This window comes from Microbacterium shaanxiense, from assembly GCF_054779995.1.
The window spans coordinates 120,986-144,995 of the sequence record NZ_BAAGXE010000003.1 but is presented as its reverse complement, the minus strand read 5'-3'; the positions used below and the strand labels follow the sequence as shown (position 1 = coordinate 144,995).

Annotated in this window: 22 protein-coding genes; 14 read left to right on the top strand and 8 right to left on the bottom strand. The window is 68.3% G+C overall.

The genetic code is table 11. The features are described from left to right. Positions 1-94: 94 nt before the first annotated feature. Together ACYVG2_RS10310 and ACYVG2_RS10305 are read left to right on the top strand one after the other, a co-directional pair. Complete coding sequence (locus ACYVG2_RS10310; RefSeq protein WP_460780883.1) at positions 95-280, top strand: hypothetical protein; 186 nt, start codon at positions 95-97, stop codon at positions 278-280. A gap of 157 nt (positions 281-437) precedes the next feature. Then, on the top strand, positions 438-1,769 hold the full coding sequence (locus ACYVG2_RS10305) for an HNH endonuclease signature motif containing protein (RefSeq protein WP_460780882.1): 1,332 nt from the start codon (positions 438-440) through the stop codon (positions 1,767-1,769). Here ACYVG2_RS10305 and ACYVG2_RS10300 read toward each other — a convergent pair. The 5 genes from ACYVG2_RS10300 to ACYVG2_RS10280 are packed head-to-tail and all read right to left on the bottom strand — an operon-like array spanning position 1,715 to position 7,708. Next, the gene (locus ACYVG2_RS10300) at positions 1,715-2,338 is read right to left on the bottom strand and encodes a hypothetical protein (RefSeq protein WP_460780881.1); all 624 of its coding nucleotides are present in this window, start codon (positions 2,336-2,338) and stop codon (positions 1,715-1,717) included. The two genes, ACYVG2_RS10305 and ACYVG2_RS10300, sit on opposite strands and share 55 nt — an antisense overlap. A gap of 42 nt (positions 2,339-2,380) precedes the next feature. Continuing rightward, positions 2,381-3,730: a CHAT domain-containing protein gene (locus ACYVG2_RS10295; RefSeq protein WP_460780880.1), complete on the bottom strand. Its 1,350-nt coding sequence runs from the start codon at positions 3,728-3,730 to the stop codon at positions 2,381-2,383. After that, positions 3,724-5,358 carry a tetratricopeptide repeat protein gene (locus ACYVG2_RS10290; protein ID WP_460780879.1) on the bottom strand — a complete coding sequence of 545 codons (1,635 nt, stop codon included), beginning with the start codon at positions 5,356-5,358 and terminating at the stop codon, positions 3,724-3,726. The genes ACYVG2_RS10295 and ACYVG2_RS10290 overlap by 7 nt, the downstream gene beginning before the upstream one ends. Then, entirely contained in the window at positions 5,355-6,407 is a 1,053-nt protein-coding gene (locus ACYVG2_RS10285) for a hypothetical protein (protein WP_460780878.1), read from the bottom strand. Before ACYVG2_RS10285 ends, ACYVG2_RS10290 begins: the two co-directional genes overlap by 4 nt. Next, entirely contained in the window at positions 6,404-7,708 is a 1,305-nt protein-coding gene (locus ACYVG2_RS10280; RefSeq protein WP_460780877.1) for a hypothetical protein, read from the bottom strand. Before ACYVG2_RS10280 ends, ACYVG2_RS10285 begins: the two co-directional genes overlap by 4 nt. Before the next feature lie 96 nt (positions 7,709-7,804). Here ACYVG2_RS10280 and ACYVG2_RS10275 point away from each other — a divergent pair, with 96 nt between their 5' ends. Then, positions 7,805-8,902: a PA2928 family protein gene (locus tag ACYVG2_RS10275; RefSeq protein WP_460780876.1), complete on the top strand. Its 1,098-nt coding sequence runs from the start codon at positions 7,805-7,807 to the stop codon at positions 8,900-8,902. 36 nt (positions 8,903-8,938) lie between these two features. On the opposite strand, the gene ACYVG2_RS10270 is transcribed toward ACYVG2_RS10275, so the two are convergent. Beyond that, a complete protein-coding gene (locus ACYVG2_RS10270; RefSeq protein WP_460780875.1) occupies positions 8,939-10,540 on the bottom strand; it encodes an ABC-F family ATP-binding cassette domain-containing protein in 1,602 nt (533 codons plus the stop codon). A gap of 292 nt (positions 10,541-10,832) precedes the next feature. Here ACYVG2_RS10270 and ACYVG2_RS10265 point away from each other — a divergent pair, with 292 nt between their 5' ends. Then, positions 10,833-12,095: an endonuclease/exonuclease/phosphatase family protein gene (locus tag ACYVG2_RS10265; RefSeq protein ID WP_460780874.1), complete on the top strand. Its 1,263-nt coding sequence runs from the start codon at positions 10,833-10,835 to the stop codon at positions 12,093-12,095. A gap of 70 nt (positions 12,096-12,165) precedes the next feature. Next, positions 12,166-12,444, top strand: coding sequence for a hypothetical protein (locus ACYVG2_RS10260; protein WP_460780873.1), 279 nt, complete (start codon positions 12,166-12,168; stop codon positions 12,442-12,444). On the opposite strand, the gene ACYVG2_RS10255 is transcribed toward ACYVG2_RS10260, so the two are convergent. Then, the gene (locus tag ACYVG2_RS10255) at positions 12,433-13,086 is read right to left on the bottom strand and encodes an alpha/beta hydrolase (protein WP_448964636.1); all 654 of its coding nucleotides are present in this window, start codon (positions 13,084-13,086) and stop codon (positions 12,433-12,435) included. The genes ACYVG2_RS10260 and ACYVG2_RS10255 overlap by 12 nt on opposite strands. A gap of 44 nt (positions 13,087-13,130) precedes the next feature. Here ACYVG2_RS10255 and ACYVG2_RS10250 point away from each other — a divergent pair, with 44 nt between their 5' ends. The 8 genes from ACYVG2_RS10250 to ACYVG2_RS10215 all read left to right on the top strand — a co-directional run bounded on the left by ACYVG2_RS10250 (position 13,131) and on the right by ACYVG2_RS10215 (position 21,266). Then, positions 13,131-13,730 carry an NUDIX hydrolase family protein gene (locus tag ACYVG2_RS10250; RefSeq protein ID WP_460780871.1) on the top strand — a complete coding sequence of 200 codons (600 nt, stop codon included), beginning with the start codon at positions 13,131-13,133 and terminating at the stop codon, positions 13,728-13,730. A 102-nt stretch (positions 13,731-13,832) separates the two neighbouring features. After that, a complete protein-coding gene (locus ACYVG2_RS10245; protein ID WP_460780870.1) occupies positions 13,833-15,554 on the top strand; it encodes a dihydroxyacetone kinase family protein in 1,722 nt (573 codons plus the stop codon). 1 nt (position 15,555) lies between these two features. Further along, the gene (locus ACYVG2_RS10240) at positions 15,556-16,011 is read left to right on the top strand and encodes a ribose-5-phosphate isomerase (RefSeq protein WP_448964633.1); all 456 of its coding nucleotides are present in this window, start codon (positions 15,556-15,558) and stop codon (positions 16,009-16,011) included. A gap of 135 nt (positions 16,012-16,146) precedes the next feature. Further along, positions 16,147-16,869: a GntR family transcriptional regulator gene (locus ACYVG2_RS10235; protein ID WP_460780869.1), complete on the top strand. Its 723-nt coding sequence runs from the start codon at positions 16,147-16,149 to the stop codon at positions 16,867-16,869. Between the two features lie 122 nt (positions 16,870-16,991). Beyond that, on the top strand, positions 16,992-17,939 hold the full coding sequence (locus ACYVG2_RS10230; protein WP_460780868.1) for a sugar phosphate isomerase/epimerase family protein: 948 nt from the start codon (positions 16,992-16,994) through the stop codon (positions 17,937-17,939). Between the two features lie 48 nt (positions 17,940-17,987). Then, a complete protein-coding gene (locus tag ACYVG2_RS10225) occupies positions 17,988-18,956 on the top strand; it encodes a 3-hydroxyacyl-CoA dehydrogenase family protein (protein ID WP_448964629.1) in 969 nt (322 codons plus the stop codon). 11 nt (positions 18,957-18,967) lie between these two features. Next, a complete protein-coding gene (locus ACYVG2_RS10220) occupies positions 18,968-19,738 on the top strand; it encodes an SDR family NAD(P)-dependent oxidoreductase (protein WP_460780866.1) in 771 nt (256 codons plus the stop codon). 151 nt (positions 19,739-19,889) lie between these two features. Then, the gene (locus ACYVG2_RS10215; RefSeq protein ID WP_460780865.1) at positions 19,890-21,266 is read left to right on the top strand and encodes an MFS transporter; all 1,377 of its coding nucleotides are present in this window, start codon (positions 19,890-19,892) and stop codon (positions 21,264-21,266) included. 116 nt (positions 21,267-21,382) lie between these two features. On the opposite strand, the gene ACYVG2_RS10210 is transcribed toward ACYVG2_RS10215, so the two are convergent. Next, positions 21,383-22,450, bottom strand: a complete 1,068-nt coding sequence (locus ACYVG2_RS10210) for a threonine aldolase family protein (protein WP_460780864.1) — start codon at positions 22,448-22,450, stop codon at positions 21,383-21,385. A 48-nt stretch (positions 22,451-22,498) separates the two neighbouring features. Between ACYVG2_RS10210 and ACYVG2_RS10205 the strand changes: the two genes are divergently transcribed. Continuing rightward, on the top strand, positions 22,499-23,974 hold the full coding sequence (locus ACYVG2_RS10205; RefSeq protein ID WP_460780863.1) for an MFS transporter: 1,476 nt from the start codon (positions 22,499-22,501) through the stop codon (positions 23,972-23,974). Positions 23,975-24,010 lie beyond the last annotated feature (36 nt).

The window sequence follows — 24,010 nt, the reverse complement described above, 5'->3', positions numbered from 1 at the left end:
GAGCCGCGATGGGTACGACGAGAGTACGGCCCATCGCAGTCCTCTGACTGCTGCTCGTCGCCGTCCGATTCGCGGGATCGCTACTGTGGAGATCGTGAACTCTACCGCTGTCGCAAACACTTACGTCGGTGTCCTGCTCGTCGCCGGCGCAGTGATGACCGTATGGGGGTCGTTCACAGCGGCGTCGATCGGAGGCCTCGCGATTCTCGGGTTCGGCGCTGCAGCGGTCGCCGCAGCGCTTGTCCTCATCGGGTTCCGGATGATGGGCTCAAGTCGATAGGGATGTTGGCGACCATCACCAAGTTCGAGCGACGACTTTCGCGGCGGCGATCGTAAGTGAGCCGGAGCCCAGCGATGTCGGCGACTTGGACCCGGATTTAAAGCAACACTTCCCGCTCATCAGTTCGAATGTCTGAGGCCAGTAGTTCAATGTATATATGAACATTTCGACGATGACTTCACCGGTGCTGAACGCACTGCTCGAAGATGTCGTCACGACGCTCTCATCCGTGGACCAGACGATCAATCAGTTGATGGCGACGAAGTCGGCGTTGTTGGCGACGGCCTCGCGCATCGCCGATGATGAGCCGTTCGACTCTGTCGATTCGCGGGAGATGTCGCAGCGCGCGATCGCGACCGAGATCGGTGCCGCGCTGCGGTTGAGCGATCGCACGATCGAGTCCCACATGGGGACCGCCGCGATGCTTCAGGAGCGCTTCCCTGCGACGGCGGCATCGTTCGGCGCGGGTCACATCTCGCAGGCGCATGTGCGGGTCATCATGGATGCCGGTGAGCAGATCGAGGATGCGGAGAACAGGGCGCGTTACGAAGCGGTGGTGGTCGCGCGCGCCGAGGCTGAGTCCCCGAACAGGTTGCGTCCGTTCGCCGTGCAGACGGCCGAACTCTTCCGGGAGACGTCTTTCACCGAGCGGCATCGCGAAGCGCGTGAGAAGCGCGGAGCGTGGGTGCGCGGGCGCGACGACGGCATGAGCGAACTCACCCTGTTCGGACCGAGCGCGATCGTCAACGGCATGCACGACAGGGCGACGCAGATGGGCTTGAAGGTCAAGGCGGAGAACGCGCGGCTCGCGAAGGAGTGCGGTGGTGGTGCGGCGGATGCGGGGGCAGACGATTTCGCGGACGAGAGGTCGATGAATCAGCTGCGGTTCGATCTGCTCGCCGATCTGATCCTCACGGGCACCCCGACCGGGCATGAGACCGAGGACGGGTTGCTTGGAGAGATCCGTGCGCATATCGACATCACGGTCCCGGCGTTGAGTCTGACCGACGCCGACGAGATCGCTTCTCCTGCGCATCTGGAGGGCGTCGGCCCGGTCGATCCTGCGACCGCGCGGATCCTGGTCGGCAACGCTTCCGGTTTCGATCGTGTCTTCACGCATCCGGCGTCGGGGATGGTGCTCGGAGTCGACAGGTATCGTCCCTCGTCCGAGATGCGTCGGTATCTGCGAGCCAGAGATCGGCGCTGCAGGTTTCCCGGATGCCGACTGGTGGCAAGGCTGTGCGACGACGATCACACGATCGATCACGCGCACGGTGGTGCGACGACCGTCGCCAATCTGGCCGATTTCTGCCGCCGACATCATGTGACGAAGCATCAGACGCCCTGGAAAGTCCGACAACTCGGCGGTGGCGTGCTGGAATGGACCAGCCCCACCGGCAGGATCTACGTCGATCGCCCACCCGGCGTCGCCACCTATGTCACCTTCGACGACGTCACCGACCGTATGCCGTCCGAAGCGCCGTTCTGAGCAGTGATCTCGCACTCGACACCGCGCCGTTCGCGCTCTGCCATGGACGACGTGCGCGCGGGATGCGCGAGCACCGGATGCAGTACCTGCTGCACCTCGCGCAGCATCCGCCACAGCCGAGGAGACGTGAGGAGCGTGTACCTGGTCGTCACCAGGAACAACTCTGATCCGACGACCTCGACGCTCCAGCGGCGCGGCAGCATCGACCAGACTCCCGCCGCCGTCGCGTCGGCGATGCGTCCGGATTGACGCAGGGTGAACACCGCCCAGGTCCAGCGGGTCTTCATCTCCTTGTTGTCCGCTCCGCCGATGTCGACTCGTTCGATGTGCTGCGCGACCTCGAACCCCCTCGTCCCGGGAACGCCGAACCATGCGACGGCATCCTGATGGTCGGATCGCACGAAGAAGCTCGCTGCGCGGCGCTCTCCCGCGGGCTCGACCGCGAAATGCATCCCGTATGCGAACGCGAACCGCTCCAGCCGTCGCATCCGCCGACCGCTCACCATGAAGATCACCGCCTCCTGCCAGACCCGCCGCTGCGGGTTCGCCACGGCTTCAGGATGGGTCAACGCATCGGGCCTCCCGATCACGCATTCCCGACGAAGCGCGATTCAGAACGACACGGGCGCTGGCGCCCATGACGTCGTCAAAGTCCCCCAGATGATGGGGGAGTGGCGAAGATCGCCGGTCGAGGTCCACAAGCGACGCTTCTCACGTTGCCACGCACCCAGCGCCGCGACCGGGTCGGGAGTCTCATGCGCGGCGTTCACCGCGATGATCGCCTCAGCCAGCGTCCCTTCCGCCCGGTCGCCGAGAGCCGAGACGAAGCGGCGCAGACCGGCATCCGTAGGAAGCGTCCAACGGGTCGCCGTCACGTACTCCGCACCGCGCGAAGTGAACGCCGCCACGAGCCCGGTCGGTTCCGCGAAGCGCATGTCGCTCCCGGAGTCGCACGCGACCAGTGCGACACGGTTCGGTGCGCGCAGCGGCTCGAGGCCGGGCGTTCCCAGAGCGATGTCCGCCGCAGAATACGGGCGATGCGGTCCGGTCGGAGACGTCGACCCTGGCGCATCCGCCCGATCCGACAGATGCATGCGCGCATCCAGTGCATGAGTGGAGGAGGTGACGTGTCCCACGTACATCAGACGCCCTGCATCCCGCACAGCCTCGACGAGCTCCACCCGGCCCACATCACGACGCCGGAACGCGGACTCGGGGGCGCCCACCGACGGGAGCACGCGACCTCCGAGATCGCGCACCATCTCGGCCAGCGGTGAGCCGGCGTCGACGGGCCCGAGCACGCTGCCCAGTTCGCTCGCCGCCGCGAAGCCGGGAACGACCGGGTCCAGCACCGTAACGACGGGGGATTCGGGATGCCAGGGTGAGACCACCCGCGACGGATCGTTGCGCAGCGACGCCGGCAACAGCACAGACGCGTCGACCATGTCGATGCCGCGCTCGCCGTTGGAGGTGCTCATCAGCTCCCACGGCAGTTGGGCCGTCGACGGGGACAGCTGGATGCGCAGGTGCGGGCGTCTTCCCGCGATCTCGAGGGCGTTCAGCTCGACCCCGAGCCAGCCAGGGATCAGCGCTGAGGTGAGCAGCTCGGCGAGGCGCTGCTCGCGTTCGAGATCGAGCAGGACGCCGTCGGTCAGCGCCCGCTTCAGCGCCTGCTCTCCGGTCTCTCCCGGCATCGGCGTGGGCAACGCTCGTGCCAGCTCCTCGAGCGCGGGTGCGACCAGATGCCTTTCGATCGCCGTCATACGCGGCGAATCGAGCTGGTGATCCCAGATCCAACTGACGAACAGATCCTCGCCGTCGACGTAGCGCAGCCGGGCGACGGGCTGCACATCGTCCGGCAGGTCGGCCAGCACCGCGGATCCGTCGACCTGCACCCTCTGGGCGGCGGGCCCGAGATGCTTCGCCTCGCGCCAGTTCTTCGGAGTCAGACCTCTCACCACGCCGCGACGACCGTCTCAGAGCGCACGGCGACGCCGTATTCGGCCTCGGCGATGCGGATCCACTTCTCAAGCGCGGGCTCGGCCCCGGGCTGCGCCACCACCCGTGGCGGAGGGGCGAAGCGCAGCGGCGGTGACGAGGCCGCGGCCCCGGCGAATCCGGATGCGGCTGCGGGGAGCTCGATGTCCGAGTCGATCGCCTCATCGGCGAACAGATCGACGATGGGAGCCACCGCCGCGTCGTCCGGCACCTCGCTCGTCAGCTGAGCTTCTATCGCCTCTGCCTGCAGGGTCGCCGACGCTGCGGCATTCTCGATCAACTCGAACAGCACCTGTCCATCGCCCAGCGTCATCGCCAGCCGGAACGCGAGCTCTCGTGCGGGCGCCGCGACCTGAAGGCTCCAGCGCTCGCGGATCGCTCCGGGCCCGAAGTCGCCGCGCAGCGCTTCGGTCGCCAGCAGGACGGGGATCGCCATGTCGAGCCCCGCGCGCAGCCGCGCCATGCGCTTGCCCGGCAGTGGGGTGAAACTCGCCCACTCCGCTTGCATCTCGGCCCGACGAAGGTCGACGCGGCAGCGTTCGTACGCGGAGCGCGTCAGGTCGCGGGCCGCGAGATACGCCTCATCGGCCCGAACGAACTTGCCGCGCTTCGACTCCGCATCACCGAGGTGACTGTACGCCTCGAACCGATCGTGCACCGCGCCATCGGTTCCGAGCGCAGTGATGAGCGTGCGCAGAACCTTCGCCGCCAGCGCCGGATTCCCGGTCTGCAGATAGGCCGCCGCGACACCCATGCGACTGGCGGTCTCGCGTGTGACGAGCCCGGCATCGTGGGCGAGCACGGTCGCCTGCCGGAACAGCTCACCGGCATCGTCGTACCGCCCCTGCTGCATCGCGGCTCTCGCGCGGTTCTCCAGGGTGATCTGCCGGGTGACGGCGTCGCTGTCCTCGCCCTGCACCTCGTGTGCGAGCTCGATGTACTCGTTCGCGGCGACCAGGTCGCCGGTGCGCTGCGAGACGGCCGCAAGGGTGAGGTAAGCGTGCGAGGCGAGGCGCGGATCCACGCGAACGGCGAGATCCAGTGCGCGCCGAGCCTCGGACGCTGCCTCCTCCAACCGACCGACGAACAGCAGCAGCGAGGACCGGAGATGGTGGGCCTGGAAGCGCATGAGGTCTCCCTGGACGACCTCATGCGCGTCGAGCGTCGCCAGCGCCTCGTCGATCTGGGCGAGCGCCTCGGGCAGATGGTCGCTCTGAGCGAGGATCTGCGTGCGCGAGACCATGGCGTTCACGAGCACGGTGCGTGTGCCGCGTTCATCACCGATCTGTTCCATGAGCGCGGTGCCGACCGCCATCGCCTCATCCACCAGGCGCAGTGCCTCGTCGAGCTCGGCACGGTGGTCGTGGACCCCGGAGAGATTGAGCAGCGCCCGTGAACGCAGATCCCGAGCATCGATCTCGTCGCTGCCCTCCGTGCGTGCAACCGCCTCACCCAGCTTCTGCGCCGCTTCGTCGAGCAGGCCCCGACTGAGCAGATTCGCGCCGTCGTTGTTGAGATCGCGCACCGGGATCCATGGCTCGCTGGTCGGCACCCGCCCCCGGATGGCGCGCGGATCGTCGCGGTCGGTCATTCCGCCGCCGCCCGCTCCGCGAGGCTCGACTGCGGATCATCCAGCCGTGCGACGGCGTGCTCGCGCACCGCATCGCGGTCGTCTTCGGCCTCGGGCGGGCCCGGCACCGGCGCAAGGATCGGGTCGCGCACCCAGAGCGTGCGGTCATCGAGAGGCAGGAGGGCGACGGATGCGGCGACTCGGGCGTGGCCGGTGAACAGGTTGCCGTCGCCGTGCAGCGGGACGTCGATATCGAGCGATTCCGGGCCGAATCGGGCCCAGAGGTCGGCCGACGAACCAGGGACGGCGGGCACCGATATGTGCAGGTGCGGGACGCCATCGACGTGTCGCAGCGACCACTGCGCGTCGCTGTCGGCCGCGACGGTCTGGGCGGGGACGTCGGCCCAGCGCACCGGAGACGTGCCGTGGCTGATCTCGATGCCGTCGTCGAGTCGCGTACGCGCACCGGCGGCGAGCGCGCAGCCCTCGGGCTGGGAGATCACCGCGGGATCCAGTACGACGCCATGGTCGTCGGCGAGGGACGCGAGGGCGTCCACGAGGGAAGCGGCGTCGGCTCGCAATCGCGGCGGCACCATGGCGAGCGCGGATGGAGCACCCGCCGCATCGTGCAGTGCGCGTTCGACGGCATCCTCGTCATCGAGCAGGTGCTCCACAGCATGGGCGGCGAGCACCGTCTCGGCGGCGAGGATCGCACCGTTCAACGCCGGGGTGTAGATCCCCGCCGGCCACCAGTGACGCGCCCAGCTCAGAGTCGCGAGACGACGCGCGGCATCGACGAGCTCGGCGTTCTGCGGCAGGGGCAGCGAAGCGTCGACAGCGGCGCGGACAGCGGCGGCGATGTCGACGCCGTAGATCTCGGCGAGCCACGCCAGAGCCTGCACGGGGTCGTGGATCTCCGCATCCGGAAAACGCTCGTCAGAGGCGGCATCCCATGAGAGAAGCGCCCCGCGCGCTTCGACCAACGCAGTGCGGATGGCTGCGCGCTCGACGGCCGGTGCCGAGTGCGAGATGAGCGCCGAGCCGTCGGAGATGCGGATCCAGATGCTCATGCCACGCCCTCCACATCACGGCCGATCGCGAGTTTCAGCCGCTGTCGCTGATCCATCACGACAGAGCGGAGCACGCCGTCGAGGGTGTCCCACAGCTCGGCGCCGGTCGTCTGCTGGTCGCGCAGTTCGCGTCCGTGCAGGCGCACCCACAGCCTGCGCAGATAGCCCAGACGAACCGTGCGGATGTCATCGCGCACAACTTCAGGGACCCCGCTCAGCTCACCGGGCAGACGCAGCGCGCGGCGCACGTAGGCCTCGCGCTCCCACCGCCCGCTGAGAAGCCGATGGGCGTTCGTCGGATGCAGCAACTCGGTGGGCTCCAGCGCGTGACTGGCCTCCACACCCAGCAGCATGACGACGCGGCTCTGCTCGTTCGCGAGTTCCCACGCGCTCGCCGTGCGTGCGATCTCGTCCTCCACGACCTCGTCCGCTCCGATGGCCGTGTCGAGCGGAGCGCCGCCCGAGAGCGCGGCGAACAGACGCTCGAACACCGATCGATCGAACGGACGGGGCAGCGCGCGCTTGGACGCCGTTGCACCGAGCGCCGGAGCCGCCGGGCGCTCGAGTTCAGTGAGGCCGAGCCGGCGCGCGACGTCGGCGGATTCCAGCTGCGCCGCCGCCGCACTGCCGGCGCGTGAGCCCATCAGCTCATCGAGCTCGGGAATGCGCGCACCGCCGCAGTCGTCGAGCACAGCGGTGAGCATCTCTCGAGCGTCCGGTCCAGGCGCGTGCCGCTGGCGCGTCCTCCACGCCTCTTCGAGCGCGCCCTCGAGACGTTCGACCTCGTCGGCATCCTGCAGCAGCGCGCGGATGCGACTCATGAGAGCGTCGCCGCCGGCGTGCGCGATCTCCGACACGATCTCGGACGCGGTCTCGTCGGCGGTAGCGGCCGCGGGACGGCCCAGGGTGCGCGCCAGCTCGAAGCACCGTTGGAAGTACTTCTCCTGCGGGTTGCCATCGGTGATGCGCAGAACGCGCCTGGCCCTCTTCAGCACGAGGAACCATTCCGCCGTCGCCAGAAGATCGTCGCCGGCGGATGCGATGCGCGCGGCCAGCTCGGTCGCGGCATCCGGCGCGAGAGAGAATCCCGCGAGCTGCGGATTCTGCACGGGGCGGATGATCAGCGGCTCGAGGATGAGCTTCACCGTACGTGCGAGCGGACGTCCGGAGCCGTTGCTGAGTGGTGCGACCCCGTCGCCGAGGGCGAGCCACGCCTCCGAGATCACCAGGGCGCGCGGGCGCGGCGCACCCGGTTCAGAGGGTGCTGCATTCGCTGGAGTGAGCTTCGTGGACGGGCTCATATGCGTCAACCTTAGCCAGGCGCGGCGACGCCGGCACAACCCGTGATCGGGAGCGGAGCCGTCGTGCGATCCTGACAGTGAAAGGAGGAGCAGCCCATGGACATCACGGTGCAATCGCTTCCGGATCGCTCGTCGAAGAAGCATCGATGGATCTTCGCCCTGATCATCCTGTCACCGTTCATCGTCGTCGGTGCGATCCTCATCGCTGTCCTCGTCTCGACTCCGTCGTCACGGGACGTCGAGGTCACCGCGACATCCGCCGTCATCGCGATGGGCGAAGAAGAGGTCGCGGTCGTCACGTACCTGGACACGTCGCGGCCCGGGTTCTTCGAACCGGCGTTCCAGATGCGGGCCGCGGCCATCCGCCTGAGCGACGGTGAACAGCTGTGGGACACGCATCTCAACGACGATCTCGCCGGCGACGCGGTCGTGCTCGCCGGTGACACCGACTGGGTCTACGTCGGCACGGATCACGGACTCGTCATCCTCGATTCCTCATCCGGTGAGGTGCACGCCGAAGGCGCGGACGTCGACGGACTCGGGTCGGACGCGGTGTTCGCCGCCAGCGCCTGCGGGTACGACCTCGACGCCGATGTCGTGACTGTTCTGAGCGGCACGGGCGAGATCCTGCAGATTCCGGTCGGGCGGACGCAGGCGGAGCAGGCGGGCCTGATGACCGTGCGCGCCTGGCGGGACGTGCTGAGCACGTCATCGCACTTCGACGACAGCGCCCTGACGCAGACCGTCGACGTCGCAGAGGGATCTGACGGAACGGTCTACACGATCGAATCCGTTTCGGAAGCGGTGCAGCGGAGCATCCTGGAGATCACGCCGCCGGGAGGACCGCCGTCGGCGTCCACGGAGTTCGTGGACGCCGCGATCCTCCCCGGCGACCTCTCGGAGGTACCGGAACCCGCCGGCATCGAGCAGGGCTTCCTGCTCGTGCAGCATCGGGAATCGATCAACGCCGAGCAGACACTGCTGAGCGCAGTGGATGCCGTGACCGGCGAGATCGTCTCATCCAGCGAGATGCCCTATGAAGCGGTTCGTGCGATCACCGGCGGCGGTGCGACGGCGGTCATCTCCACCGCGACGGGAACCTGGTACGCGAACCAGCTCCTCATCCTCGGCGAAGACGGTGCCTTCACAGCCGTGCCCATCGGCGAGATGCCGTGGTGGATGACGATCCTCTGACGTCGCCGGCGCCCAGGCGTCGAGCCCCACGGCGTCTCACATCGGCACCTCCTGCATCCGCCCGTCCTCGACGATCTCGAGCGTCAGATCCAGGTCGAGCCGATCCAGGAACACGTCGTCGTGACTGACGATCAGTACAGCGCCGCCGTACGCGCGCAGCGCCTCGACGAGCTGGTCGACGGTGTCGAGGTCGAGGTTGTTCGTCGGCTCGTCCAGCACCACGAGGTGCGGTGCCGGGTCGGCGAGCAGAACCTTCGCGAGCGCGACGCGGAAGCGCTCGCCGCCCGACAGCGTGCCGACGGGCCTGTCCGTCGTGTCACCGCGGATGAGGAATCGCGCGAGCCTGTTGCGCAACTCCTTCTCCGGGATCGTGGGCGCGGCCGCCGCGACGTTTTCGAGCACCGAGCGCGCATCGTCGAGCCCGTCGATGCGTTGCGGCAGGTAGCCGATGCGATCGGTGTGGGCGGTCGCGGCGGGCGAGCCGTCCGCGATGCCGTCGACCAGCCGCTCCAGCAGCGTCGTCTTGCCGACGCCGTTGCGACCGATCAGCGCCACCCGCTCCGGTCCCTGGATGATCCAGGACCGTTCGCCGTCGCCGAGGGTGGCGATGCGCCGTGCGCTCGACACTTCCGGATCCGGCAGCTCGATCTTCATCGAGGCGTCACCGCGCACCCGCCGCCCGGCCTCATCGAGCGCGGCCCTCGCCTCGCTCTCCTTCTCGGCGACCTCGGTGCGCAGTCGTCCGGCCGACACCTGAGCGGCCATCTTCCTGCCGTTCGCGATGATCTTCGGGACGCGCTTCTCGACGAACGCCTTGTTCGCCATGCGGGCCCTGCCCGCCAGCTTGGTCTCGGCCTCGATGCGCTGGCGCTTCTCCTTCTTGAGCGACTGCTTCGCATCGCGTTCGGCCTGGCGCGCGGCATCCTGCTCGCCGTCCAGCCACGCACGCCATTCGGAGTACGGGCCGCCGAACGTGCTGAGCGCGTGCGCATAGAGCTCAGCCGTGTCGTCCATCAACTCGAGCAGCGACACGTCATGACTGACGACCACGAGCGTCCCCTTCCACGAGCGCACCATGTCGCCCAGACGAGCCCTGGCGTCGCGGTCGAGATTGTTGGTCGGCTCGTCGAGCAGCGTGATCGGCGCGCGCCGCAGACGGATGCCGGAGATCGCGACGAGCACGGCCTCCCCGCCGGAGAGCTCACCGACGCGGCGATCGAGGAACGACGGATCGAGCCCGGCCTCGGCCAGCGACGCCTCGGCTCGGGCCTCGATGTCCCAGTCGTCGTCGACCGCGTCGAAGTGCGCAGGGTCGACGTCGCCCGCGGAGATGGCGCGCACGGCATCCAGCGGTTCCGCGACGCCGAGCAGTTCGGCGACGCGGCGATCGACATCGAGCGTCAGCCTCTGGGGAAGGTAGGCGACGTCGCCGGTGGTGTGGATCGCGCCCGCCGTCGGAGGCAGCTCTCCGGCGATCAGGCGCAGCAGCGTCGACTTGCCTGAGCCGTTGCGGCCGACGAGGCCGGTGCGGCCGGTGCCGAACGAGCCGGTGACGCCGTCGAGGGCCGTCGAGCCATCCGGCCAGGTGAAAGTGAGCCGGTCGAGGGTGACCGATGCGTGGGTGTTCTGCAATGACATGGGGTGTCTCCCGGGATGTGCGGATGCACCGACACGGGTCGCTGGTCCCTGAGCCCGTCGAAGGGCGTCGCCGAGAGAGGCGGAGATGAACCGGAGGAAGGATCCGTGTCAGCGCGCGGAAAGAAGAGCGCGGAGGCGACGGATCAGATCAATGAACTTCCAAACACGGCGGACAGGACGTGACGACGATACCCGGGCGTGTCGCTCCATGCAACCCCCGGGCGTGTCGTGGTCGTCATCCGTTCATCGATCGGTCTTCTCGGCGTCATCGTGGCGGGCTAGCGTTGCTCGCATGAACACGCATCGTCGCGCCCGAGCCGCAGCTCTCGCCGCCTTACTGGTCGTCGGGGCCGCCGTCTCGACCGCAGCGCCGGCCGTCGCCGCGCCTCCGCACGAAGCAGGCGACCGATCGGATCTGCGCTTCGCCACCTTCAACGCCTCCCTCAACCGCGGCACCGAGGGGGCGCTCGTCGCAGACCTCTCCGCCCCCGGCAACCCGCAGGCCGACGTCATCGCCGAGGTCATCCAGCGCGCGAACCCCGACGTGCTGCTGATCAACGAGTTCGACTACGACGCGGCAGGCGAGGCGCTGCGACTGTTCCAGGAGAACTACCTGTCTGTGGCGCACGGCGACGCCGAGCCCGTCGAGTACGCCTACCGCTACTCCGCGCCCGTCAACACCGGTGTGCAGAGCGGTTTCGACTTGAACAACGACGGCGCGATCTCCGGAGGTGACGACGCCTGGGGCTTCGGTCTGTTCCCCGGGCAGTACGGCATGGCCGTGTACTCGAAGCATCCGATCGACCAGGACGCCGTCCGCACGTTCCAGAACCTCCTCTGGGCGGACATGCCGGGCGCGCTCCTGCCAGACGACCCCGCGACCGAGGAACCCGCGGACTTCTACTCGCCGGAGGAGCTCGCGCAGTTCCCGCTCTCGAGCAAGTCGCACTGGGACGTGCCGATCCAGGTGTCGAAGAACAAGACCGTGCACTTCCTCGTGTCGCACCCGACCCCGCCCACCTTCGACGGTGCGGAGGACCGCAACGGCCGCCGCAATCACGACGAGATCCGCCTCTGGGCCGACTACGTCGCCGGGGGCCGCACCGGGTCGTACATCACCGACGATCAGGGGCGCAGCGGAGGCCTCGGACGAGGCGAGCTGTTCGTGATCGCCGGAGACCAGAACGCCGACCCCAACGACGGGGACTCCACCGGCGGCGCCATCCAGCAGCTGCTCGAAAGCCCCCGTGTCAACACGGCATCCGTGCCGGAGAGCGAAGGGGCCGCTGAGGCGGCCGACCTGCAGGGCGGAATCAACCTCGAGCACGTGGGCGACCCGGCACAGGACACCGCCGATTTCGCCGAGCCGCCGGGGAACATCCGCGTCGACTACGTGCTGCCGAGCCGGCAGATCCGCATCATCGACTCCGGCGTGTTCTGGCCGGCGTCGGACGACCCGCTCTCGCGCCTGACCGGCGTCTATCCGTTCCCCTCCAGTGACCACCGGCTCGTCTGGGCGGACGTCGACGTCCCCGGGGGCGGCAAGAAGCACTGAGGCGCGGCCACGGCGCGGAATCCGTCTCACGGGGGATGCCGCGAGGTTCGGCACTGGCTAGCGTGGAGCCATGCCTGACGAGCGGATGAGTGGCCACGAAGCGCGTCAGCGGATGACCTGGGGCGCGGGGATCGCGATCGGCATGGGAGTCGGCGTCGCCTTGGGCGCTGCACTGGATGACATGGGCCGCGGCATCACGCTCGGCATCGCCATCGGAGTCGCGTTCGCGGTGGTGATGGCAATGGTCGGACGCCGTGCGGATGCTGCGCGCGAGCATGCCGTGGACGATGGGGCGCAACCGGACATCGAAGGCGATGCGCCCGACGAGGAACCAGGTTCAGCCGGCTGAGGCGTCGCGCCATTTCTCGAGGAAGATGCGCACATCCGCCAGCTCGTCCTCGGAGATGCTGTGCGTCAGCCCGGGGTAGACGCGACCGGTGAGTTCGGAGTGCTCGGGGAGCCACTGCGACGTATGGGCGATGAGGGCGCCGGGGATGACGTCGTCGTGCGTACCGCGACCCCAGAAGACCTTGGGGCGCCGTTCGCGCAGCGCCTCGTCATCGGGCAGATCTCCCGGCGACGCGTAACCGCTGAGGGCGACCACGGCATCGAAGCGGGCGGCGTCGAGGCGCAGCGCCTGCAGCGCCACGGCGGCACCCTGCGAGAACCCGAGCAGCGCCACCGACGGCGCGTCGCCTGCTGCGTCGTCGAGCCAGCGCAGGAACGCGTGCGCCGCGGTGGTCACGCCGTCCGGGCTGCGGCCGTCCAGACCGTCGATCGCGTACCACGACCTGCCCGGCATGGGCCAGGGCGGAGCCAGGGGCGCGGCTACGGATGCGACGGCGATGCCATCCGGAAGGAAGGGCGCGAGGCCGAACAGGTCGTGCTCGTCAGCGCCGTACCCGTGCAGCAGCACGACCAGCGGCAGCCCTGCGCGCTCGCCGGGTGACCATCTGGTGGCGTCGACGTCGATCCGGAGTTCATCGCTCACACGTCCATCCTGCCAGCAGGCGAAGACACTGATAGAAATGAGGCATGTCGGTGCGCACACCTGATCCTGACCCCGAGGGGGGCGACGACGACCTCTCCCGGTTCAGCGAGCTGCCCGCAGACGCGAACAACCCGGCGTGGCTGAGCGAGTTCGAACTCGCCGAAGCGCGCCGTCGCCTGCCGATGCTGTACGTCGAGGCGATCCCCGTGCGCGCCGACGGCTCCGGGCTGGTGACCGAGCTCGGCATCCTGCTGCGTTCCACACCCCTCGGCGAGATGACGCGGACGATCGTCTCCGGCCGAGTGCGCTACGGCGAGACCGTGCGCGATGCACTGTTCCGTCACATCGAGAACGACCTCGGACCCATGGCCTTCCCCCAACTGCCGTTGCAGCCGCTGCCGTTCACAGTGGCCGAGTACTTCCCGCTGCCCGGCGTCAGCGCGTATCACGACGATCGGCAGCACGCCGTGTCGCTCGCTTTCGTCGTCCCCGTCACCGGCACCTGCGAGCCCCGCCAGGACGCGCTGGAGATCACCTGGTTCACGCCGGAGGACGCGGCATCCGACGCGGTGTCCGCCGAGATGGAGGGCGGCCGCGGCACCCTCGTGAGGATGGCGCTGGCGAGTCTCGGACTGCTGCGCTGACCTCTTCGAGCGACGGATCGACTGGTTCCATTTGATCCAATTTCCTATAGGATCGAGCGTGTGGGTGCGTATGCGCCCCCCTTTCGCCTAGAGGAGACCGCAATGACGCGCTTGTTCAACGATCCGGATGACTTCGCCGCCGAGTCCGCGGCGGGCTTCGCCGCGGCGTCCGCTCGCTGGGTGCGTCCGGTCACTGGCGGAGTCGTGCGTTCGACGCGAGGCGCAGAGCCGACCGTCTCGGTCGTGATCGGCGGCGGGAGCGGCCACTACCCGGCGTTCGCAGGCCTGGTGGGCCCCGGGCTCGCGCACGGCGCCGCCATGGGCAACCTCTTCGCGTCTCCGTCCGCCCACCAGGTGCACAGCGTCGCCACGGCGGCGCACGAGGGTCGCGGCGTCCTGCTGAGCTACGGGAACTACGCCGGTGACGTGCTGCACTTCACCCAGGCGCAGGAGCGCATGCGTGGGGCGGGGATCGACTGCCGCACGGTCGTGGTGACCGACGACATCTCCAGTGCACCGGCGACCGAGATCGACAAGCGCCGCGGTATCGCCGGCGACCTCGTCGTCTTCAAGATCGCGGGTGCCGCCGCAGAGTCCGGTCTCGATCTCGACGAGGTCGAGAGGTTGGCTGCGCTGTCCAATGCACGCACCAGGACGCTCGGCGTGGCCTTCGGCGGCTGCACGCTCCCCGGTGCCGACGAGCCGCTGTTCACCGTTCCCGAAGGCCGGATGGCCGTCGGCCTCGGCATCCACGGGGAGCCGGGCATCGACGAGGTCGCCGTGCCGACGGCGGCCGGTCTGGCTGAGCTGTTCGTGTCGTCGCTCCTGGCCGAGATCCCGGATGGCATCGCCCAGGAGGGCGCGTGCGTCGTGCCGATCCTCAACGGCCTCGGCAGCGTCAAGTACGAAGAGCTCTACGTGGTGTACGCCGAGGTGGACCGCCTGCTCACGGAAGCAGGAGTCGTCGTCGTGTCACCCGAGGTGGGGGAGTTCTGCACGAGCTTCGACATGGCGGGCGCCTCCCTCACGCTGCTGTGGCTCGATGACGAGCTCGAGCCGCTCTGGCACGCATCGTGCGACACCGCGGCCTTCCGGCGCGGCGCTGTCGAAGGGCGCGTGATGGTCGACGCGGTCGAGGTCGTCGAGGAGGAGGTCGTGATCGGGCCTGCGAGCGATGACTCTCGCCGTGCGGCCGCGACGATCGATCGCGCGCTGACGGCGATCGCGACCATGCTGGATGCCGAAGCCGATGAACTCGGCCGGATCGACCGCATCGCCGGAGACGGCGATCACGGGATAGGGATGCAGCGCGGAAGCCGTGCGGCCGCTGCCGCGGCATCCGCCGTCGTGGCCGAAGGCGCCGGTGCCCGCACCGCGCTGCAGCACGCCGGCGACGCGTGGGCTGACAAGGGCGGCGGAACCTCCGGCGCCATCTGGGGCGAGATGCTCGTCGCGCTCGGCGCCACGCTGGGTGACGACGCCGACGTCGGCCCGGTGCGCGCGGCCGCCGGCGTCACGGCCATGAAGGACGCCGTGATGTCATTCGGCAAGGCCAAGGTCGGCGACAAGACCATGATCGACGCGATCGTCCCGTTCGCCGATCGTCTCGATGAGCTCGTCGGCTCAGGTACCGAGCTCATCGCCGCCTGGTCCGACGCCGCCGCGGCCGCTGACCGAGCCGCCAAGGACACCGCAGACCTCACCGCCAAGCTCGGACGTGCCCGCTCGCACGGCGACAAGAGTCTCGGCACCCCCGATCCCGGCGCGGTCTCGTTCGCGCTCATCGCACACACGGTTCTCGACATCCTGAAGGGGAATGACTGACATGGCACTTCGACTGGTGATCGGCTCGGACGACGCGGGCTTCGACTACAAGGAACGCATCAAGGCGGACCTGCTCGCCAACCCCCTCGTCGAATCCGTCGTGGACGTCGGCGTCGATGCGGACGGGCACACGAACTATCCGCGGATCGCGACGAACGCGGCGGAGAAGGTCGCGGCCGGCGACGCCGACCGCGCGATCCTGATCTGCGGCACCGGCCTCGGCGTCGCGATCGCCGCGAACAAGGTCACGGGCATCCGCGCTGTCACGGCGCACGACTCGTTCAGCGTCGAGCGCTCAGTGCTCTCCAACGACGCGCAGGTGCTCTGCATGGGTCAGCGGGTCATCGGCGTCGAATTGGCCAGGCGCCTCGCCGGCGAGTGGCTGACGTACACCTTCGATCCGAGCAGTGCCTCGGCCGAGAAGGTGCAGGAGATCTGCGCCTACGAAGGCGCCTGAGAACCGACGCGTCCATGCTCATCGGCGTGAGCCTGAAGATGGAGGTTCGCGCACGATCCGACGGCCATCCGTGACATTCTCGATGAAGCCGCACTGTTGGGCGCCTGAGAAGCCGACGGCGAGGGAGAAGCACACATGACGATCGAATTCGAGGGCCGTCTGTCGGGCCTGGACGCGACGATCGAGCGCCGCGGCCTGCGCGATCACGTATACGACCGCATCCTGCAGCTGCTGCTGAGCGGCGACGCTTCGCCCGGTGCGAGGCTGTCGATCGACACGATCGCCCGTCAACTCGATGTCTCGCCGACACCCGTGCGCGAGGCGATGGTGCTGCTGGAGCGCACGGGCCTCGTCACCCGCGAGGCTCTCAAGGGGTACCGTGTCGCTCCGCCGCTCGACGCGGGCCAGCTCGCCGAACTCTTCGAGGCGCGCATCATGCTCGAGTCGACGGCTGCTCGGCTCGCCACGCCGGCCGCACCGCTGATGCTCGAGGAGCTGCGCGCAGCGGAGGAGGCGCATCGCGCCGCAGGGGAGCAGGTGATCACTTCGATGCGCTCTGGTGCTCCGGCCGTCGAGCTCACCACTGCCTACTTCACCGCGGATGCCGATTTCCATCGTGTCGTCTTCCAGCACTGCGGCAACAGCTATCTCGACGCCATGTCCGAGTCGCTCGGCGCGCAGTTGCACCGCATGCGGCAGTCGGTGCTGCACGGCGTCACGGATGTGCGAGAGGCGATCGCGGAGCACGAGGCCATCGTGGACGCGTTCGCGAGCGGTGACCACGATGCGCCTGAGCGTCAGATGCGCCGGCACATCGAGCAGGTGCGATCGCGTTCTCTCGATCTCGAACGCGGCTGATCCCGCCGGCGGGCCACGCCCGTGGCGGCGCCGGATTCGCACGCCTTGACGCGTGGCCTATTTCCTATAGGATCTAGGAAGCTTAGATCTTCTTTCGGAATGAACACGTCAATGGAGTCGTCATGACCGCAACGCCGCACCCTCTCAACAGCGACAACTGGCCGATCGCGGTCTGCATGCACGGGTTCTCTCCCGTCACCGCCGACGGCACACGCCTGCACGATGCACCGGCTGAGGTCTGGGACGGCGTCTTCCGCCGCGTGGCCGGACTCGGCTTCAGCGCGATCGAGATCGCGGACAGCCACATCCGCCCGTCCGAGCTCACCCCGGAGCGGCGCGACGAGCTCAAGTCGATCGCTGCATCTCACGCTGTGCAGCTCGTCTCGGTGCACGTGCAGCGCCAGAGCGTGATCGAGCCGGGCAAGGGCGAGCAGAACCTCGCGTATGCGCACCAGGCCATCGACGCCGCCGCCGAGCTCGGCATGCAGGTGTTCTCGACCGGTCTGCACCAGCCGTTCAGCGCCGCGCAGCGCAAGGCGCTGTGGTTCTGGACCGCGCAGGGCCCTGTCGACCCCGACGACGCGGAGACCCGTGCGCTCGCCGTGAAGCGACTGCGCGAACTCGGTGAGCACGCGGCATCCGTCGGGCTGCCCATGGCGCTGGAGATGTACGAGGACACCTACCTCGGCACCGCGGACAGCGCGGTCCGGCTGATCGAGGAGATCGGTCTGGACAACGTCGGCCTCAACCCCGACATCGGCAACCTCGTGCGCCTGCACCGTCCGATCGAGGACTGGCGCGAGATGCACGAGAAGACCCTCCCGTACGCGAACTACTGGCACGTCAAGAACTACATCCGCGATGAGGCCGGCGACGGCAGCTGGCAGACCGCCGTGCCCACCAGCATGGAACTCGGCCTGATCAACTACCGCGACATGGTGGCGCGTGCCGTGGAACTCGGCTTCACGGGTCCGTTCCTCATGGAGCAGTACGGCGGCGACAGCCTCGGCGTCTGCGCTACCAACCGCGACTACCTGCGCACGCTTCTGCCAGAGCCCGCTCGCGCCTGAGCCGCACCCGCTACTCGACGCATCCGAAATTCGATCCAGGAGAAGACCATGACCGATCAGGAACGCCCCGTCTACGCCGTCATCGGCAGCGGATACATGGGCGGCGGCATCGCCCAGTGCCTCGCGATGTCCGGCGCCGATGTGCGCATCGCGGACGTCGACATCGAGATCGCGACGCAGAACCGCGCCCGCCTCATCGCCGAGGCCGAACAGTTCGTCGCCGACGATCTGTTCCCCGCTGGCGCAGCCGAGATCATCGCGGAGCGCGTGACGGCCGCCACGATCGAGGATGCCGTCGCCGGCGCCTCGTTCATCGAGGAGGCCGTGCCGGAGAAGATCGAGATCAAGCACGCGACACTGCGGCGCATCTCGGAGGCGGCGGCGCCGGATGCGATCATCGGCAGCAACACCTCGACCATCCTGATCGGAAAGCTCGCCGAAGCGGTCGTGAACCCCGAGCGCTTCCTCGGTGTGCACTTCTCCAACCCCGCACCGTTCATCCCGGGTGTGGAGTTGATCCCGCACGCCGCGACCGATGAGGCGATCCTCCCAGTGGTCGAGGCGATCGTGGCGGCGACAGGCAAGGAGACGGCGCGGGTCAAGGACGCCACAGGCTTCGTGCTGAACCGTCTGCAGTACGCGCTCTTCCACGAGGCGACCCAGTTGGTCGAGGAGGGCGTCGCGACCGCGGAGGACATCGACACGATCGTGCGCACGACGTTCGGTTTCCGCCTGCCGGTGTTCGGCCCGTTCGCGATCGCCGACATGGCAGGACTCGACGTCTACTCGTTCTGCTACGCCTCGCTGCAGACCGAGTTCCCCGAGCGCTTCGCCACGCCGAAGGTGCTCTCCGACCTCGTCTCGGCCGGGAAGCTCGGCACCAAGTCCGGGGCCGGGTTCCTCGACGTGCCGGCGGAGCGGACGCCGGAGCTCATCGCGTACCGCAACAAGGCGTACGTCGCGATCAAGAAGCTCATGGACGAGCTCGGCCCCGCGCCCATCCACCCCTCGAACTGAGAGCACCATCGATGTCCACGACATTCCCCGCTGAACGAACCGTCATCCTGACCGGCGCCGCGAGCCCCCGAGGGATCGGCCGCGCCACGGCGTTCCACCTCGCCGAGCTCGGCTGGAGCATCGGGATCATCGACGTCGACGCTGCGGCGGCGGCGCAGACAGCCGCCGAGGTCGCCGAGGCGCACGGCGTGCACGCGGTGGGCGTCGGCGCGAACGTCGCCGATCGCGAGCAGGCGGTCGCAGCCGTCGATGCTCTCGAGGCCCAGCTTCCGCAGATCGTCGCCGTGGTGAACTTCGCCGGTGTGTCATCGCCCGTGCCGTACCTCGAGGTCACCCCTGAGGAATGGCACCGCGTGGAGTCGATCAATCTCGACGGCGTGCACTGGATCACCCAGCGCGTCGCCCGCACCCTCGCCGAGAACGGCCTCGGCCGCATCGTCGGCATCTCATCCGTGTCCGCGCAGCGCGGTGGCGGCACGTTCTCCAAGACGCCCTACTCGGCGTCGAAGGCCGGCGTCATCGGCCTCATGCGCTCGATCGCCCGCGAGCTCGGCCCGCTCGGCGTGACAGCCAACGTCATCTCGCCCGGTCCGATCGACACCGACATCATGGGCGGCACCCTCACGGAGGAGCGCAAGACGGCGATGGCGGCAGACGGTGTGCTGCCGCGCATAGGCACACCGACGGACATCGCCGCAGCGGTGGCCTTCCTCATCAGCGAGAACGCCGGCTTCGTGACGGGTCAGACCCTGAACGTCGACGGCGGTCTCTACATGCACTGAAGGGTTTCATCATGACTCGACCATGGTCCAAGAGCCGCATCGCCTTCCTGGTGCTCGGAGTGATCTGCGTGGCCGCCGGCCTCTTCATGATCATCCCCGCGCTGGGCAGCTGACGCCGTACAACCGAACCCCGCTCAAAGGAGAGTTCTTCGTGTCCGAATCCACTCCCGGCGCCACCGCGCCGTCCCTGCTGGCGAGTCCTCATCTCGCCAGCGGCATCAAGAAGGCGACCTTCCGCCTGATGCCGATGCTCATCATCCTGTACTTCGTCGCCTTCCTCGACCGCACGAACGTCGGCTTCGCCGAAGCGGCGCTGGAGACCGACCGGGGGATCTCCGCCGGTGCGTACGCGCTCGGCGCCGGTATCTTCTTCATCGGCTATGCGCTCTTCGAGATCCCCTCGAACCTGTTGCTGAACAGGTTCGGCGCACGGTTCTGGCTCGCCCGCATCGCCATCACGTGGGGCATCGTCGCGGCGGCGTTCGCGTTCGTCAACGGCGAGACGATGTTCATCATCCTGCGCTTCCTGCTGGGTGTGACCGAGGCCGGGCTCTTCCCCGGCGTGATCATGTTCCTCTCGCAGTGGTTCCCCAACAAGCGGCGCGTGCAGATGTTCGCCCTGTTCTACCTCGCGCAGCCCTTCTCGCAGATGCTGGGCGCTCCGCTCTCCGGCGGACTGATCAGCTTCGGCGAGCAGGTCACGCCATGGGCCGGATGGCAGGTGATGTTCTTCGTGGAGGGCATGCTGGCCGTGGTGGCAGGAATCGCGGCGTTCTTCTTCCTGGTGGACTCGCCGCAGAAGGCGAAGTTCCTCACCGACGACGAGAAGCACGCGCTGCGGGTCGTGATGGAGCACGAGGACGCCGTCAAGGAGACCGACGGCCCCCGTGGCATCGGCGCGGCGATGGTGAACTGGAAGGTCTGGTACTTCACCATCATCTACTTCTGCCTGCAGATCGCCGTCTACGGCACGACGTTCTACCTGCCGCAGCAGGTCTCGGGCCTGATCGGGCAGGATGTCGGCTGGCAGGTCGGCCTCGTCTCCGCCATCCCGTGGGCGGTGGGCCTGTTCGCCTGCTACTACGCCGGCAAGCACGCCGACACGATCAAGCGCCGCCGGGAATGGGGCGCCTGGTTCTTCGTCATCACGGGCGTCGCGATCCTCGTCTCGGCGTGGGCGGGTGCGAACGGTCAGGGACTGATCGGTCTGCTCGCGATCACGATCGCCGTGTCCGCGTTCCTCGCTGCAGGACCCATCACATGGTCGTTCCCGACGTCGTTCCTCACCGGTGCGGCCGCGGCGACCGGGATCGGCCTGATCAACTCGCTGGGCAACCTCGGCGGCTTCGTGGCGCCCATCATGCGCACGGGCTTCAACGAGGCCGTCCCCACCGAGAGCGGCGCATGGGGTGTGGTCTCGCTCGGCGTGTTCGCGTTCCTCGCCGCCGCTATGATGTGGGCGACGCGCTTCTTCAGCGCGAAGGCGGACGCCCTGCTCGACGACAAGGCCCCGACACCGGGACACTGACCGCCGGCCATCTCTCCCATCGCCGACGCCCCCTCTTGTCGCCGACGCCCCCTCGGGCTGACGTGGACAGGAGGGGGCGTCGGCGTTCAGAGGGGGCCTCGGCGAGGAGGATCGGGTCACAAAGTCGTGAGGCGTCCGAGCTCCGCGATGAACGCGTCGACGTCGGCTTCCTGCGTGTCGAAGCTGCACATCCAGCGCACCTCGTTGCGCGCGGCATCCCAGTCGTAGAAGCGGAACGACTCGCGCAGCCGGTCGGCGACGCCCTCGGGCAGCGTCGCGAAAACGCCGTTCGACTGGGTCGGCTGCGTGAACCCGACACCCCGGATGGAGCCGTTCGCGAGACCGGCCTCGATGCCCGCGCGCAGTCGCGCCGCCATCGCGTTCGAGTGCCGAGCGTTACGCAGCCAGAGGTCGCCCTCGAGCAGCGCGATGAGCTGCGCGGAGACGAAACGCATCTTGGACGACAGCTGCATGTTGTACTTGCGGCCGAAGATCAGCCCGGTCGATGCCTCCGGGTTGAGCACCACGATCGCCTCGCCGAGCATCGCGCCGTTCTTGGTGCCGCCGAAACTCAGCACATCGACGCCGGCGTCGCGGGTGAATGCGCGCAGCGGAGCATCGAGTGCGGCAGCGGCGTTGGAGATGCGCGCGCCGTCCATGTGCAGGTGCATGCCGTGGCCGTGCGCGTGGTCCGCGAGCGCGCGGATCTCGTCGGCCGTGTAGAGGGTTCCGAGTTCGGTGGACTGGGTGATCGAGACGACCAGCGGCTGCGCGCGGTGCTCATCGCCCCATCCCCACGCCTCGCGGTCGACGAGCTCAGGGGTGAGCTTGCCGTCGTCCGTCGGCACCGTGAGCAGCTTCATGCCGCCGATCCGCTCGGGAGCCCCGCCTTCATCGACATGGATGTGGGCGGTGGATGCCGCGATCACGGCGCCCCAGCGCGGAAGCATCGACTGCAGTCCGACCACGTTCGCCCCTGTGCCGTTGAAGACCGGGAAGGCCTCCACGCCGTCGCCGAGGTGGCCGCGGAAGACCTCCTGCAGGCGCTCGCTGTACTCGTCCTCGCCGTAGGCGATCTGATGGCCGTCGTTCGCCGCGGCGATCGCCGCGAGGACCTCGGGGTGGATGCCGGAGTAGTTGTCCGACGCGAATCCCCGGATCGCGGGGTCATGCAGTGTGCTCACCGCACCAGCCTATGTCGGATGTCGGCGGTGGCGAATACGCTGTGTCCCATGAAGCGCACCGCCGCAGGAACGGCTTTCGCGAACGTCCTCATCAACACGCTCATCGCCAACGTGACGACGAGCTTCCTCTGGTTCGCCCTGACCTTCTGGGTGTACATCGAGACGCAGTCCGTGCTGGCCACCGGCATCATCGGCGGCGCGTACATGCTGTTCGTGGCCTTCTTCGCGATGGTGTTCGGCACGATCGTCGACCGTCACCGCAAGCACTCGGTCATGCTGCTGTCCAGCGTCGTCTCCGCGGTCGCGTTCGCGATCGCCGGCGGGCTGTACCTCTCCTTCCCCGAGAGCGACCTGCTGAATCTGGGCGGACCCTGGTTCTGGCTCTTCTCCGGCATCATCCTCTTCGGCGGCGTGATCGAGCAGCTGCGCAACATCGCGCTCTCCACGACCGTGACGCTCCTGGTCGAGGAGGACAAGCGGGCGAACGCGAACGGCCTCGTCGGCACGGTGCAGGGCATCGCCTTCATGGTCACGAGCGTGTTCTCCGGACTCTCGATCGGGTTCCTCGGCATGGGCGGCACCCTCGTGATCGCGATCGTGGCGATGGGTGTCAGCTTCGTGCATCTGCTGTTCGTCCGCATCCCGGAGGGCACTCCCGAACCCGATCCCGATTCTCCGAGCGCTCTCGATTTTCGCGGCAGCGTGAAGGCGATCCGCCTCGCACCCGGACTGTTCGCCCTCATCATCTTCTCGACGTTCAACAACCTCATCGGCGGCGTGTACATGGCACTGATGGACCCCTACGGTCTGACCCTGTTCTCGGTCGAGATGTGGGGCATCGTGCTGGGCGTCACGTCCACCGGGTTCCTCATCGGCGGGGCGCTCATCGCGAAGTTCGGCCTGGGGAAACGGCCGATGCGCACGCTGCTGCTCGCGGTCATCGTGATGGGGCTGCTCGGCGCGGTGTTCATGATCAGGGAGTGGTGGCCCTTGTACGCGGCCGGCATCTGGCTCTACATGATGCTGATACCGCTGGTCGAGGCGTCGGAGCAGACCATCATCCAGAAGGTCGTGCCCTTCCAGCGTCAGGGGCGCGTGTTCGGCGTCGCGGCGGCCATGGAGGCCGCGGCCGCCCCTGTCACGGCGTTCCTCATCGCGCCGATCGCCGAGTTCGCGATCATCCCGTACATGGATTCGAACGCCGGGCAGCAGCAGTGGGGCTGGCTGCTGGGCGAGGGCGAGGCGCGCGGCATCGCGCTGGTCTGCCTGTTCGCGGGTCTCATCATGGTCGTCGCGGCGCTGCTGGCATTCCTCACCCGCTCGTACCGCAAGCTCACCGAGCTCTACGCGCACGCGCCGGCTCAGCCGGTCGGCGGGGCAGACGCCGGTGCTGAAAGCGGGACCGTGGTCGAGGGCGCCGAGACCGGGGCAGTGACGGACGCCCCGGGATCTCACGATGCGGGACTGGAAGCGCCGCCACCCGTGCGCGGAATCGCTCCCGAGTTCCCGAGCCCACGCGATTGAGGTCACGTGTGACGTCTTGGCCTGCGCGCCACTTTG